Below are 15864 nucleotides of genomic sequence, written 5' to 3'. Positions count from 1 at the left end.
AGCAATATCTTCTTTGATAACAAAACTCCCAAAAGTAGAATGAATGTTCTACTTAAAGAGTAAAGCATTTATTCTACCTTTGTCAAGGCAGTCTGTTTGATGATAGCGATAATCTTGCGTCTTCACCAGGAAGGTGTTTTTAGACGGTGTTGAATATATTTTCTGAGGTACTCTTGCGTCATAAACTCGACAGCAAAACACTGGTTTCGCTATTAAGAATGCCATCGATCTCTCTTACTTGCCGCAGCACTTCATCAAATTCTCTCAAACTTGTCGTGTGTATCTCTGCCACCAAGTCCCACGCCCCATTGGTAGTATGCAGCTTGATCAATTGCGGGATACCGCGCAATTTTCTAATCACTTGTGACGTAGATTTCCCTGTCACCTCGATCATCATCATCGCTTTGACCGTTTCGTTATCTAGTGCCTCATGCACTCGAATCGTAAAGCCTAAAATAGCGCCATTATGAATCAGTCTATCCAATCTGTTTTGGACAGTGGCACGCGAGACTTTAAGTTTTTTTGCAAGGATTGAGATGGTTGCGCGGCCGTCTTGTCGCAGTTCAGATATCAGCTCGCTGTCTAAAGAGTCATAAGTGTAGTACGCCATAAAAATGTCTCCCTTATTAGGTTTTTCACATTATGCTAAGTGTTGCTTATCAATATGTCAAAAATATATCAATATTTAATAAATTATTGACATTTTAACTGACATTTATAGTTGGTAGGATATTGATTGTCGGTTTAACAAACAATATTCATGGAATGGAGCAAAACTAATGTCTAAATTTATCGTATCTCAAAAGCAGGGTGTGCCATTTGTTAGCGTACAGGCGATGGCTGAAATCATCAGTAATTATGGTATAGAACAAACCATAAGAGAGTTGGTAGATGCTTTAGAGCAGGATTTTTCTCGCTGGGAGCAGTTCGAAAAATCCAGTCGTTTTGCCTCTCATTCCAAAGATGGTGTCATAGAGCTCATGCCTGTCAGCGATGGTGACATGTTTGCATGCAAGTATGTCAATGGCCATCCCATCAATACCAAACGGGACTTACAGACGGTAGCCGCTTTTGGCGTATTGTCTGATGTTGACACAGGCTATCCGATTTTATTAACAGAGATGTGCATCTTGACCGCACTACGTACGGCGGCGACCTCGGCACTGGTTGCCAAACACTGTGCGCCTAAAAACGCTAAAACCTTGGCGCTTATTGGTAATGGTGCTCAAGGAGAGTTCCAAGCAATGGGCATGAAGGCAGTGGTTGGCATCTCAAAAGTACGTCTCTATGATGTTGATCCAGCTGCGTCTGAAAAAGTAGCGCATAACCTTGCCGATTCAGGTTTGGATATTACTATCTGTAAAACGGTAGAAGAAGCGGTTGAAGGCGCAGATATCATCACGACCTGTACCGCAGATAAGAAAAACGCCACCATTCTGCGTGATGATATGGTCAAAAAAGGCGTCTATATCAACGCTATCGGTGGCGATTGCCCTGGCAAAACCGAGCTGGATGCCAATATTCTACTAAGAGCCGATCATGTCATTGTAGAGTTTGAACCACAAACCCGTATCGAAGGCGATATTCAACAGCTCTCTCAAGACTTTCCTGTGACAGAGTTCCATCGCATCGTAAACGGTGAAAAAGAAGCGCGCACCAACGACAATAACTTAGTCGTATTTGACGGCGTTGGTTTTGCTTCAGAAGACTTTACAGCTCTAGTGTTTTTGCGTGATTTGATCAAAAAACAGGACGCCTATGAGCTGCTTGATTTGATCCCTCATCAACAAGATCCCAAAAACCTTTATTCGGTAGTCAAAGCTCACAACAAAGATCGTAGCATAGCGACGAATGAAGCTGCATCTATGGCGTAAGTGGTTAAAAAGATCAATTATAAATTTGAATAATGAAAGAATTGCTTTACTTAATGGAGACAAGATAATGAATGATTTAATGAAAAACGTGCGAATAGTAGAAGTGTATTCGGATGTCGCAGGGCACAAGAAAGGCGCGTCACTAGGCATTGATGCATTGCGCGCATCATCAAAAGAGATGAATGCAGACTACTATGAAAAACTGCAACTTGACAGTATCAAAAATGAATACATACACGAAGAAGAGTCGTCATTTAAACATGCAAAATACGCTGATGTGATTGAGCCTGTTATCTCTAAATTGGCACATAAAATAAAAGAGATTAGAGAAGATAATCAATTTCCTATCGTTATCGCTGGTGATCATTCCAGCTGTGCAGGAACCATGCACGGTCTCAAAATGGCGCATCCTGATGCTGAGATCGGTGTGGTGTATATAGACGCCCATGCTGATTTTCACTCGCCGTATACCAGTGGATCAGGCAACATGCATGGCATGCCTTTGGCCATGGCCTGTGCGATTGATAATCTAGAATGCAAACGTAATGACCTCTCTGAAAAAGAGAAGGAATATTGGGAGCGATTGAAATTTATGGCATCTGATGAGCCATCAATCAAGCCAGAAAACGTCGTGTTTTGTGCCGTTAGAGACTATCAAGAAGAGGAGATGGAGTTAATCAAAAGACACAAAATTCCGTTATATAGTGTGGCTGAAATAACCAAAAAAGGCATCAGCGCCACAGTAGCCGAAATCTTTAAAAAACTAGAGTATTGTGATCATATTTACGTCTCATTTGATGTCGATAGTGTTGATCCCTTATATGTCCCAGGGACAGGTACGCCAGCAATGAATGGTCTGTCTTATGAGCAAGCCATGCAGCTCAATATAGAGTTAATTAAGAATGAAAAAGTATGCTGCTGGGAGATGGCAGAGATTAATCCTTTGTACAACAATTCAAAAGATGACTCAACCAGAATATTTAAAATTTTAGAAGAAGTGACGCACTCCCTTTTAAATAATTACTAGTATAGAAAATTTGGAATAACTCACAAAAACCAATCTGAACGACATTATTTATAGTAGTTGAAATTGACAGGGAGTCAAAAAATAATATGGACATTATTAAGACTAATGCCTCAAGCAAAGAGGCCAGCAGCATCAATATCAGACAGTTTTTAAAGTTCTTCATACCATCTATCATAGGTTTGATGCTGTTCGTATTTCCCATTCCTTATGTAGATGGTAAGTTTGTCACCTATGCAGAGGGATTTACCATTCCTATATCTGTGTTGAAGGATTATATCCAAGGGTATATCGGTGACCTCTTGCCCTTACTCGTTGTCACCTCAATCATGATTACCTTGTGTGCTACGTTGTATACCAAAGTTATGAAACCTTCATTGATTTTGAATAATGCGTTTCTAAATAATTTGCTGAACGTTACGACACCTTGGCTTGTGATTAGAATGCTTGGTGCGTTCTTTGTTGTCGTGACCTATTTTAAATTTGGGTTTGAGGCAATATATTCAGATAATATTGGCGGCTTAATATTATATGAACTAATGCCAATACTGTTTATCGTATTTTTCTTAGCTGGGTTATTACTGCCCCTATTGCTCGATTTTGGCTTATTAGAATTTTTTGGGGTTTTATTGAGTAAAGTAATGCGACCTTTATTTGGCTTACCCGGTAGGTCATCTGTCGACTGCCTGACATCATGGCTGGGTGATGGAACGATCGGCGTTTTATTAACAGATAAGCAATTAGAAGGCGGGTTTTATACTAAAAAAGAAGCGGCCGTTATTGCCACAAGTTTTTCAGCCGTTTCGATTACGTTCTGTTTGGTCGTCATCTCTCAAGTCAAACTAGAAAGCTACTTTCTTAATATGATTGGGGTCGTTGCTTTATGCGGGATTGTTTGTGCTTTAGTAGTACCAAGATTACTACCGTTATCTAGAATTGAAGATACTTATACGATAGAAAACAGTGATAGAGATCATGAAACCATTCCTAAAGGGAAAACATTATTTACTCATAGTCTACACAAAGCCGTCCACAAGGCCGATAAGAGTCCAAGCTTTGCTACTTTCTTAAAAGAGGGGCTAAAAAACATCTTGGACATGTGGATTGGGATATTACCTGTCGTCATGGCGATAGGGACCATGGGCTTAATTGTTGCAGAAGAGACGCCTGTATTTGACTATTTAGGTATGCCATTTATTCCGTTCTTAGAGCTATTAAACATACCGTTTGCAGCAGAAATGTCAAAAACGATTATGGTAGGTTTTGCAGATATGTTCTTACCTGCCATCATAGGCTCTTCAATAGAATCAGAGTTGACTCGGTTTGTCATCGCTTGTTTGTCAGTGTCTCAATTGATCTATATGTCGGAAGTAGGTGGATTGATTTTAGGAACCAAAATTCCAGTGAGCTTTTTTCAGTTATTAGTCATTTTTCTATTAAGAACACTTATTTCATTACCAATCATTGCCTTGTGTGCTCATATGATTTTTTAACAGGATTATCTCCCAAGTTTTAAGACTACAGGATTGACAGCAGGAGTCATAAAAAGCACAAGCGAGTAAACTCAATGCTACTTAGGAGCAAAAGCCTCTAATAGTTCTCGTTGTCACATAGCAAAATAGCCCATCTATGGTAGATGGGCTATTTTGCTTTATGGAGGATTTGCTTTAGCTATCTAGTATTAATGTCCACGATCGCGATGCTTACCACTGCCTTCATGTTCAGCCTTCATTTTCTCTAACTGCGAACGTTGCTGTGCTGTTAGGACTTTTGCAATCTCAGCTCGAGCCTGTTGGCGACCATCTTTGCCTTGACTGCGATACTTATCGTGAATAGATTTAACTTGTGCTTGCTGTTTAGCCGTTAGATTGATTTTTGAAAGTGGTCCTTTGTGCGTACCGCCTTTATGTTGCATTTGTGCTGAATTTGGCGCGGCAGTATTGCTAGCGGCTGTTGCAGGAGCAATCATCGCGACACAAGTTGTTGCAGCTAATAGTGAGCCTAATAGTAATTTTTTCATGGTGTGATCCTATTTATATATCTTGGTTGAATAAACAAGTTTGCAAAATCATCTAACATTAGCGATTTCGATTAGATAAGGCGTCTCTTTATTAATCCCTTTCCGACAACAAGAATGATAAGGGATTAAAACGTTGCGTAGTTTGATGAAAATTTAAGAAGAGTAACGACTTACGCCTATCTGCCCATGTTTATTACAGCTTTGATAACACGCTATATTGACTACCCTGATGAAGCGCTATGTCTCTCAAAAGTATGTAATGACTAATCAAGCTGATGTTAAATAAGCTGACATTAAATCAAACTGGCATTACAAATAATAGAACTTTCTATTTTCCACTTTTATCTTTGAACTGATGACTTTAGAGGTATCATGAAAAGAACAGAAATATTTGGTAGAAAAGTTAAAATGGACATCGTTATAGGCTTCTTTAAATACTCAGGAATTCACGATGAAAAATATTTTTATTATTGGTTTAATCACGACAGCTTTAGCAGGGTGTAGTTTAGTTGAGCGCGATGCTATGTCCGTCACGCAAGTAAAAAGCGATGTAGCTACAGTGGGGCAGATAGAAACGGTTATCGGTTTACCTATCCGCCCAGGCAATGTTATGGCTACGAGTGGCGGTCGGGTGTTTTCTACCGTGCATCCTAACGATGGTGAACAGGGGATACAGTTATTTGAAGTGACTGGACCTAACCGCTATCAGCCATGGCCTTCAAACAAATTTCAATCTCCTAAAGGCCAGTATGGTGAAGCGACCATTGATACACCATTAGGTATTACTAAAGACGATCAAGGTGGGTTATGGATCGTCGATATGGGTCAACATATTGGTAAAACTCGTGTTTGGGGATTTGATATTGACACTGGCGCAGTAATTAGCAAAATCGATATACCGACAAATATCGCACCAAAAAATAGTTTTGTGCAAGACTTGGTGGTTGATAGAGAAAATGGATGGATTTATTTAGCGGATATTCCCAATCCAGCCATTATTGCTATTGATATGAACACCAATGAAGTACGCCGTTTTGGCAATCATGTCGCTTTGCAACCTGAAGCTGATGCAAAAATGGTAATCAATGGTGTTGAGATTATGATGGGTGGCAAGCCGACAAACAATGGTTTAAACCCAATCACGATGTCCGCTGATAATAATACGATTTATTTTGGCGCGATGAACGGTGAATCTTGGTATAGCTTAGATGCTACCTTATTTAGAACTAAAGCCAGTGATGAACAGATTGGTAAGAGCATTATACGTGTTGGTGATAAACCCGTTTCAGATGGCGCTACTACAGACAGTTATGGAAATCACTACTTTACCAACTTAAACGATAATGGCGTAGATGTGCTTGATACGAAAGGACAGCTAACATCGTTAGTACGAGACAGCCGATTCGACTGGCCTGATAATGTGTCTTTAGATACGAATGGTTGGTTGTATGTTGCAGTAAATCAATTACATAAAACACCGCAGTTCACCGGCACCGTCGATAAAGGCCAGCCGCCTTACTATATTTATAGAGTGTGGGTAGGGAACCAATAATAGCAATACAGTCGATGTGGCGTGACAGGCGCCATTTCGGCATCGACTGTGTTTGCATACCTTAAGGCGTAACCTTGGTAATGAAAAACAGTAATCGAGAAAGCCCATATTTTACGGACAAAAAAAGCCCCAATCTTAAGATTGGGGCTTTTCGAATCTGGTAGGCGTAATCGGATTCGAACCAACGACCTCTACCATGTCAAGGTAGGTCAACGAACGTGTAAAAAATGATATTATCTTACATACACTGATATTCATAGCCTGTATATATTATACGATTTAATAATCACAATGTAAATTGTAATAGAATAAAATTTAACTCGTAATTGGGCACTGTATTTTTATAGTATTTTTACCTCTACTCAAGCCCTTACCAGAATAAAAGAATATGTGTGTTTGTTGAGAATCTACTCTTATTGCATCTACTATTGTCATTTTTGAGTTTTTGCGTATTGCCTCTACTACTTATTCTCTGCATAATATAAGGAGATTACTGTCCTAATCTCTGCATATTTCTGAGGAACATATGAAGCATGTTACTTATATTCATGAACATCCAAACTGGACTGAATGGCAATGGTCGGACAAAAAGCTATTGCCACTCGTCAGTCGTGTGCGGATATTACAAGGCCATTTACTAGGAAAGCTGCTAACACTAGGGTTCGATCTGAATGTTGAGGCACAATTAGATGCGGTGACCTTAGAGATTATCAAAACTTCTGAGATAGAAGGTGAGACACTAAATGATGAGCAAGTTCGTTCTTCAGTTGCGCGGCATTTAGGGCTGGATAATGCCAGTATGCCAACCACTACTCGTGAGATCGATGCCGTGGTAGAGATGATGCTAAGTGCCACCTATCGTTATCAACAGCCACTATTGTTAGATGATTTACTTGGATGGCATCGAGCATTATTTCCAGATGGATATAGTGGGCTTTATCGTATTCAAGCAGGCAGTATTCGTGATGATAGTAAAGGGCCAATGCAAGTAGTGTCTGGTGGGTATGGTCGCGAGCGGGTTCATTTTGTTGCCCCGAGTGCCGATAGGTTGCCAGATGAGTTAAGCAAATTTTTATTGTGGTTTAACACTTCGCCAAATAAGCAAGATGATATAGATTTGGTCATAAAAGCAGGTGTTTCTCATTTATGGTTTGTGACTTTGCATCCATTCGATGATGGAAATGGACGACTAACACGAGCACTCACAGAACGTATGCTGGCAAAAAGCGATAACAGTGCCCAACGCTTTTATAGTATGTCAGCGCAAATTCTTAAACAGCGTAATGACTATTACAAAATACTAGAACGTACGCAAAAAAGTGATAAAGATATCACAGATTGGTTGGTGTGGTTTTTGCAAACGCTAGAGCAATCCCTCATTGTAGCTCAAGAAACTACAGACAAAATCATCAGTAAATCAGACTTTTGGCAGACGCATCGACAGTGCGCTTTAAATGATAGGCAAGTAAAAATGCTAAATATTTTGCTGACTGATTTTTATGGCAAGCTCACCACTAAGAAATGGGCGACCATAACCAAGTGCTCTATAGATACGGCACTACGAGATATTAATGATTTAATAGAGAAGGGTATGATGCAAAAGTCTGTAGCATCAGGGCGTAGTACGAGTTATGAGTTGGTTTTATGATAAAAATAGTATTTTTTAATTCCGCTATGACAGCAAGAAAGTATTCGAACAAACTGCAAGAGAGACAACCCATTCAGTGACATAATATGAGTGGTTCCATTATGAAGGTCTAAAATATTCGATACGATAAGGAAGTCTTAACTTTATAAGAGGGTTATATTTAGAAGGTCTTCTTTGTATGTACAAGGGATCAACATAGAGTCCAAGCTGATTGTTCAAGAGGATAAAAGCGCTTAGACTTTGCTATACATCTACTATGCAGTTATTGATTGTAGAAAATAAAGCAAGATGCCTTATTCCTGTGTGATAAATGTGCATTGTCATTTTAGTGTTGATTTATAAATAATCACAAATAGCTTTTCTAATCTCATTAATTTATTAGGGGATGACAAAAGGTTTGATGAAGAATAAAACGGCCTTCGACTCTTAAAGTCAAAGGCTGCTTCAATAGCCTAGAAGGTAGTATGTACTAGACACACAAGTACCTAGTTATATTTTACGATGACATCGCTACCCTCAAGCTCTACTTTATAAGTGTCGAGTATAATGCTTTTGTCATCTAAACATTGACCTGTGACAAGATTAAAGCGTTGCTTATAAATAGGTGAGGCGACATATAGCACATTTTCATCAGAGCCGTCCTCGTTGGTAATAGTGGTGCCGCCAATCAGACCTCTAGACAAGACGTTGGCTTGACTGAACGGATCATAATTATCAAGCGCAAATAATTGTGTTTGCTTGGTGCAAAAAATAGCCACTTGTTTGCCGTTCACGAGCGCACAGACACCTGTCTCGGGAATAATATCATTGATTTTGCATACAGTGAGCTGAGTCATCAGAAGATCCTTAATAGTAAAATATAAATGAGACCAACAACAAAAAATACTTTTTAGCGTCTACTATGAATAGACGCTGACACGTTAAGATTACGCCAATTCGGTCACTTTTATTTGCGTCTTTTCGATGTCGGTTGCAGGGCGAATCTGCTCTCGCTCAGTGACGAATACCACATTGTCATCGCCTTGCTCACTATTCACAAAATGGCGGAAACGTTTGAGTTTTTCGCTATCAGTAATGGTGGCTTTCCATTCACAAACATAGTTGTCGATGAGTAATTGCATCTGTGACTCTAGCTCCTCAGCGATACCTAAACTGTCCTCAATAATGACTGCCTGTAGATACTCAAGTCCACCTTCAAGGCTCTCGCGCCATTTGGATGTACGCTGAAGCTTATCTGCGGTCTTGATATAAAACATGATAATACGGTCGATATATTTGACAACTGTATCCGTATCAAGATCCGTTGCGAATAGCTCGCCATGACGTGGGGTCATGCCACCATTACCGCAGACAAAGAGATTCCAGCCGTTTTCAGTGGCAATAATCCCAAAATCTTTGCTTTGCGCTTCAGCGCACTCACGGGTACATCCAGATACGCCCATTTTTATTTTGTGTGGTGAGCGCACGCCTTTGTAGCGGTCTTCTAGTCTAAGTGCTAAACCCACACTGTCATCGACACCGTAGCGACACCAGTTGTTGCCCACACAAGATTTCACTGTACGCAGAGATTTACCATAAGCATGGCCCGTCTCAAATCCAGCATCGACCAGTTGGGTCCAGATATCGGGCAGTTGGTCTAAACGTGCGCCAAATAAGTCGACGCGCTGACCGCCAGTGATTTTGGTATACAGATTGAACTCTTTGGCGACTTGTCCGAGGATGATGAGTTTATCTGCAGTGATTTCACCGCCAGGCACGCGTGGCACGACCGAATAAGTGCCATCTTTTTGAATATTGCCTAGATAGTAATCGTTGCTGTCTTGCAGTGGCGTGAGTTCGGGCTTGAGTACATAATCATTCCAACAAGACGCCAAAATAGAGGCGACAGTTGGTTTGCAAATCTCGCAGCCATGACCACTACCGTGCTCATCTAATAGCGCATCAAATGTCTTAATGCCTTGTACTCGAATCAAGCTATACAACTCCTGACGTGAGTAAGCAAAATGCTCACACAGATCATTATTGACTTCAAAACCAAGCGCGGTTAGCTGATAGCCTAATGTGTCTTTTACCATAGGTGCGCAGCCGCCACAGCCGGTACCAGCACTGGTACATGATTTCACCTCTGCCATGGTATAAGCACCGTCTTCAACGGAGGCACAAATAGCACCTTTGGTGACGTTGTAACAAGAGCAAATCGTGGCGCTATCGGGCAGGTTCTCGATACCCATGGTGGGTTTTTCTACGTTGGGTAGGATCAGGCTTTCAGGATGGGCAGGCAGGTCAATATCGTTTAGAAATAGCTGCAAGAGATTATTGTAGTCCTCAGTGTCGCCTACCAATACAGCGCCCAGTAGCCGTTTATTGTCTGCTGTGGTTACCAGTTTTTTGTAGATACCCTCAGCAGGGTTTTGGTATAAGTAGCTCAAACTGTTTTCTGTTGCGCCGTGCGCATCGCCGATACTGCCCACATCGACGCCCATCAATTTGAGCTTGGTGCTCATATCAGCGCCTGTAAAGGTCTGAGCGTGATCGCCTGCGATTTGAGCGGCGCAAATACTGGCCATGCTATAACCTGGCGCGACCAAGCCAAAAACGGTGTTGTCCCATACGGCGCATTCTCCAATGGCATATACATTCGGGGCATTGGTACGGCAGGCTTTATCAATCAGAATACCGCCACGGGTGCCGATTTCAATACCGCATTCAGGGTTACTTTTGATAATGCCATCTTGCGGACGAATACCCGCACTAAAGACGATCATGTCGGTATCCAACGACGTATCATCAGCGAACTGCATGGTTAGATGACACGATGCTTCATCCGATAGGGTATTGTCGATAATGGCCTTAGTATTTTTACCTGTTAGTACTTTGACGCCAAGGGCTTCAATTTTACGTTTTAAAATATCACCGCCAGCAGCATCGAGCTGTACGCCCATCAGCTGAGGCGCAAACTCTACCACGTAAGTCTCTAGTCCTAGTGTGACTAGGGCCTTAGCTGCCTCAAGACCCAGCAGACCACCACCGACCACGACGCCTCTTTTGACTTTTGGCTGCTCAGCAGTACTGAGAATATCATCCAAATCTTTAATCGTACGATAGACATGACAGTGCGGATGCTCGCGCCCTGGAATCGGCGGCACAAACGGATAGGAGCCTGTTGCTAGTACCAATTCAGCATAGTCTATCTGGGTACCGTCTTCCGTGCTGATACATTGATTGGCGGCATCGATGTTTGTGATTCGCTGATTAAGATGCAACTGAATCTGAGCATCCTCATACCTGCTCAAGTCCACTAAGTTTAGTTTACTCACATCTTTATGTTCAAAATAGCTCGATAGATACACCCGGTCATAAGCTGGGCGATCCTCTTCAGCAAATACGTGAATCTCAAACTGATCGTGTAAGCCTTGCTCTATGGCGCGTTCAATAAAATGATGCCCGACCATACCGTTACCAATCACCACTAATTTAGCTTTACTCATCGTACTCACTATAGTGCTACTCATATGCCTATCCTCAGTAATGGGTTTGCTTAAATACTTTCATCTAATGTCCAATTCAAAAATCACAAGTTAATTTTTAAATGGTTCAATGATAGATAGTCGTTAATAATTAGATGCCTATAACTATTAAGCCCTCAATAATCGTGCCAAACACAATTAATGACATTCAATTATCGAACCCTTATATAGTTAAAAGATATGTAGCCTTACCAGTTTATAAGGTCATGCCAGTACTTTTGGTGATGCTATTTTCTGTTGTAAGTAATTGCTTAATATGATCTTTTTAATAGTTGTCATTTACATCCTATGCACCAAAATAGTGACAAAAATGCACCAATTTGGTTTTGGTTGTTACTTTAAAGGTGCATCGCTTACTTTAATTAACTGAGAGGTAACTTAGTTTTATCTAAGCAATATTATTTAATTGGGATGCCTTTAGAGCCATCTGGTACAAAGCGTAGCCCTATTAAAAAAGATGATGCTTTATGTCTATGTCAATTTTATATTTGCAGCTGGCACATCCATTGCACTCTCTTAATGGTCGCAACTGATAAGTTTCTGACTCATAACGTGTTTTTATAACTTTAATGTTAGCCATTTGAGGAAATCGTCTATGCCTTCATCGAAACCTGATGTGCCAAATAAAAACAAGCTGAATATCTTTTCTTTTAGTGGTAAAAACAAAATTCTCCATCTTGGGTGGATGGCGTTTTTTTTCACCTTTTTTGTGTGGTTTAACCACGCACCATTCTTATCTGCGATAGGGGAGAGCTTGAACCTCACCAAAGACCAGGTAAAAACCTTATTGATATTAAATGTTGCCTTGACTATTCCAGCCCGAGTCATCATCGGTATGTTGACCGATCGCTTTGGTCCGCGGCTTGTTTACACTGCTATTTTAGCCATTGGCGCAATTCCCTGTTTCACCTTCGCTTTTGCGCAAGATTACAATACGCTAGCGCTATCACGCTTTTTGTTAGGTTTCGTTGGTGCAGGGTTTGTGGTCGGTATTCGTCTCATGAGTGACTGGTTTCCTGCCAATGAGCTAGGTACAGCTGAAGGTATCTATGGGGGCTGGGGAAATTTCGGCTCTGCCGCCGCGGCACTGCTACTACCGACAGTCGCTATTGCGGCCGCTGCCATTTTCGGCGGTGAGGAAGGTTGGCGTTATGCAACGGCTACTTCAGGGTTGGTTATGATGCTCTATAGTGTGATTTTTTATAAGATGGTACGTGATACCCCTAAGGGTGCCACATATTTCAAACCTAAAAAATCTGGTGCCATGATGGTGACTTCATCAGGTGACTTCTGGCTCATGATGGTATTTAAACTGCCGATGTATTTGGCATTGGCCTTATTGGCGTGGAAATTATCACCAGCTGGCGTAAGTTTACTGAGTCAGGCAAGTGTCAACATCGTCTATATTGCGTTGGTGGTGTTATACGTTTATGAATTTATCAGTAGTTATCGTTTTAATAAGGAAGTATTTACCACGCCTGTGCCAAAAGCTCACCGATATGACTTTAAGCAAGTCGGTATTTTGAATATTTTATACTTTGCGACTTTTGGCTCAGAGTTGGCTGTGGTCTCTATGCTACCACTCTTCTATCAAGAAACCTTTAACTTATCGATTGTCATGGCAGGTGTCTTGGCATCAAGCTACGCCTTTATGAACCTCATGTCACGTCCAGGCGGCGGCTGGTTGAGTGATAAATTTGGTCGCAAAATCACACTTTTGATTCTCACTGCAGGTTTGGCCGTTGGTTATCTGTTGATGGGTGTCGTTGACTCTTCATGGCCGATCGCACTTGCGCTGTTGATTACCATGTTCTGCTCTTTCTTTGTACAGGCGGGTGAGGGAGCAGTGTTTGCTGTGATTCCTTTGATTAAACGTAGTATGACAGGTCAGTTTGCAGGAATGACGGGTGCTTACGGTAACGTCGGGTCAGTGGTCTATCTAACTGTACTGAGTCTGGTATCGTATCAGGCATTCTTCTTTGTGATTGCCGCAACGGCTGTGGTTGGCTTCTTTGCGCTGTTTTTACTAAAAGAGCCTGAAGGCGTTATTATTGAAGAGATGCCAGATGGCAGTTTTGCTCAAATACAAGTGAGCTAAATTATGTATGAGAGCGTCAAACAAGCTCCTAAAGGGACAGGTCAAGTAAGCAGTCATAATGCGGACGTTGCATTGTGGCTGCCTGATTTTTGTACGATGGCAGGGCGCAAAGCTGAGAACCAAGATAGCCTACTCATAACGACCTGCTTGCCTTATGGGTTCCCATCGTTATCATCCTTTTCATTATCGTCAGCGCATAGTGGCGATCATCCCTCTTTTACAGCGCCTTTATTGGTGCTAATGGCTGATGGGGTCAGTGCTTGCCAGTTTCCCAAACAAGCCAGTCAGTCAGTGATAAACACGGTGACACACCATATCACCTCAAAACTTGCAGAGATGGTACAGACAGATAGGGCGCAAGCAAATGTGGCATCAAGCGAATCGCAAAGAAACTCTGCAAGCAAAGCGCAAGAGCAATCGCCAAGTTCACTACACCGCTTTGATGACAATCAAATTGCCATCGTGATTAAGGAGGCGGTGCACCAAGCCAATGATGCGCTTTATTTCCCGCAGGCGTATGATCGTCTGCCAGCTTTATTATCGACTTTATCAGGACTGCTCTGTATAGGTGACCGTATTCATCTGTTCCATACAGGCGACTCTCGTATCTATCGTATCGGTATCGACAGTATGGTGCTATTGACCAAAGACCATCACATTCACCACGGACGAGACAAAGGGGCGTTGTCTGCTGCTATCGGTGCTGATACCCGAGTTGAGCTGCAACAGTCGGTGTTTACCTTGCATCAAAACGAGTGTCTGGCGCTCATGACTGATGGGGTTTATGAGTCTATCGTGCCCGCAGAGTTACAGTTTGAGTTGTGTGCTGCGGTACAGGCCATGCATCAATCAGTGGGATGTCCCAATCAAATCATTGACCATCTTCAGATGAGCCAGCGCTTATGTGAGCATGCCTTTAGCGAGGGCAGTTACGATAACCTCAGTGTGATCATGCTGGGTATGAACGATGCAATCACAAAGAGCAAAACGCACAGAGAAACCGACAACGGCATTGCTCTTGATCAAAGTGTGGATAGCGACAGTAGTCACGCCCAGGATATCAATCACTATCGCTTACCAACGGGCTTGGCAGTAGGGGCACAGGTTGATAATTTTGTGGTCAAAAAAATCATCGCGCGCACGGCTCGCAGTGAGGTGTATTTAGTAGAGGATGATGACCAGCATGCATTTGTTTTGAAGTCACCAAGTCTCAACGTCATTGCTGATGGGCATTATCTACGTGAGTTTTTAAAGGAACGCAAAATCGGTTTGAGCCTGTCCAAGCACAAACGCATTGGTGAGCCTGCTTATAATCAAGTGGACCCCAATAGCGTATCCTCCCATGATCTGCTTTTAAACAGTGATGTCTCTAAAAAGCTGAGTGCTACTTTCAATGCGTCTAATGCGTCAGGGCTTTTACGCTACTACCCAGTGCCTGCCAGTAGCACTTATTTATATCATTTAACGGAATATATCGAAGGGGAGAGCCTACGAGTGTTTATGGATCGTCAAGCCCCTTGTGATATTTGGCAAACTTACGATTTACTTACTAAGATCGGCATGGCGGTCCGTGTGATGCATCGGAACTATCTACTGCATCAAGATATCAAGCCTGAAAATATATTATTAACTCAATCAGGTGCGGTCAAGTTAATCGACTTTGGCTCTGCTAGCTCCTCCATACTAAAAGACAGTACGCGTCCTCCTAATGGTGATTTGCACTACGCTGCACCAGAATACTACACCGATGCCCCAAAAGGCGTGCATTCTGATTTGTTTTCTATTGCCGTGATTGGTTATGAGTTACTCACAGGTGAGCTGCCATTTAGCTCGCAAGATTTGATGAACCCATCCGCCTCACTGATCGTACCTGCAGAACGCCTACGTCAAAACCGAGTGCCAGCTGCTAGCCAACAAGCGTTGATGCGTGCGCTACATTCTAGTACGCAGGCAAGGTATCAAGCGATTGGTGAGTTCTTACAAGACTTCAGCCCTGATAACAGTAACGATATCAGAGACCCTGAACCGCTGATTGTACGTCATCCCTTATTGGTTTGGCACAGCATTTGCTTTATTCAATTTGTCATTATCATATCGTTGCTGATTTATTTTTTATAAAAC

11 protein-coding genes are annotated in these 15864 nt (G+C 41.9%); 7 read left to right on the top strand and 4 right to left on the bottom strand.

Annotated features, from left to right (window positions below):
* Positions 1–178: 178 nt before the first annotated feature.
* A complete protein-coding gene (locus tag AC5JPY_RS04135) occupies positions 179–610 on the bottom strand; it encodes an Lrp/AsnC family transcriptional regulator (RefSeq protein WP_443527125.1) in 432 nt (143 codons plus the stop codon).
* 169 nt (positions 611–779) lie between these two features.
* Here AC5JPY_RS04135 and ocd point away from each other — a divergent pair, with 169 nt between their 5' ends.
* The 3 genes from ocd (at position 780) to AC5JPY_RS04120 (ending at position 4391) form a co-directional block, all read left to right on the top strand.
* Positions 780–1874, top strand: a complete 1095-nt coding sequence (gene ocd, locus AC5JPY_RS04130) for an ornithine cyclodeaminase (RefSeq protein WP_493852167.1) — start codon at positions 780–782, stop codon at positions 1872–1874.
* 67 nt (positions 1875–1941) lie between these two features.
* Entirely contained in the window at positions 1942–2901 is a 960-nt protein-coding gene (locus tag AC5JPY_RS04125; RefSeq protein WP_493852166.1) for an arginase, read from the top strand.
* Positions 2902–2987: 86 nt separating this feature from the next.
* On the top strand, positions 2988–4391 hold the full coding sequence (locus tag AC5JPY_RS04120; protein WP_493852165.1) for a YjiH family protein: 1404 nt from the start codon (positions 2988–2990) through the stop codon (positions 4389–4391).
* A gap of 188 nt (positions 4392–4579) precedes the next feature.
* Here the strand turns inward: AC5JPY_RS04120 and AC5JPY_RS04115 are convergent, their stop codons facing one another.
* A complete protein-coding gene (locus tag AC5JPY_RS04115) occupies positions 4580–4918 on the bottom strand; it encodes a hypothetical protein (RefSeq protein WP_493852164.1) in 339 nt (112 codons plus the stop codon).
* Positions 4919–5369: 451 nt separating this feature from the next.
* Here AC5JPY_RS04115 and AC5JPY_RS04110 point away from each other — a divergent pair, with 451 nt between their 5' ends.
* Together AC5JPY_RS04110 and AC5JPY_RS04105 are read left to right on the top strand one after the other, a co-directional pair.
* The gene (locus AC5JPY_RS04110) at positions 5370–6470 is read left to right on the top strand and encodes an L-dopachrome tautomerase-related protein (protein WP_493852163.1); all 1101 of its coding nucleotides are present in this window, start codon (positions 5370–5372) and stop codon (positions 6468–6470) included.
* Positions 6471–6996: 526 nt separating this feature from the next.
* Positions 6997–8118, top strand: coding sequence for a Fic family protein (locus AC5JPY_RS04105; protein ID WP_493852162.1), 1122 nt, complete (start codon positions 6997–6999; stop codon positions 8116–8118).
* A gap of 485 nt (positions 8119–8603) precedes the next feature.
* On the opposite strand, the gene nirD is transcribed toward AC5JPY_RS04105, so the two are convergent.
* Both nirD and nirB read right to left on the bottom strand, forming a co-directional pair.
* Positions 8604–8954, bottom strand: coding sequence for a nitrite reductase small subunit NirD (gene nirD, locus AC5JPY_RS04100; protein ID WP_238036651.1), 351 nt, complete (start codon positions 8952–8954; stop codon positions 8604–8606).
* Positions 8955–9044: 90 nt separating this feature from the next.
* Entirely contained in the window at positions 9045–11630 is a 2586-nt protein-coding gene (nirB, locus tag AC5JPY_RS04095) for a nitrite reductase large subunit NirB (protein WP_493852161.1), read from the bottom strand.
* A gap of 610 nt (positions 11631–12240) precedes the next feature.
* Here nirB and AC5JPY_RS04090 point away from each other — a divergent pair.
* Together AC5JPY_RS04090 and AC5JPY_RS04085 are read left to right on the top strand one after the other, a co-directional pair.
* Positions 12241–13743, top strand: coding sequence for a NarK family nitrate/nitrite MFS transporter (locus tag AC5JPY_RS04090; protein ID WP_371532040.1), 1503 nt, complete (start codon positions 12241–12243; stop codon positions 13741–13743).
* A 3-nt stretch (positions 13744–13746) separates the two neighbouring features.
* Positions 13747–15861 carry a bifunctional protein-serine/threonine kinase/phosphatase gene (locus tag AC5JPY_RS04085; protein ID WP_493852160.1) on the top strand — a complete coding sequence of 705 codons (2115 nt, stop codon included), beginning with the start codon at positions 13747–13749 and terminating at the stop codon, positions 15859–15861.
* Positions 15862–15864: the final 3 nt, after the last annotated feature.

The sequence above is a fragment of the Psychrobacter sp. H27 genome, from assembly GCF_059072655.1.
This window is presented reverse-complemented; position numbering and strand designations above follow the sequence as displayed.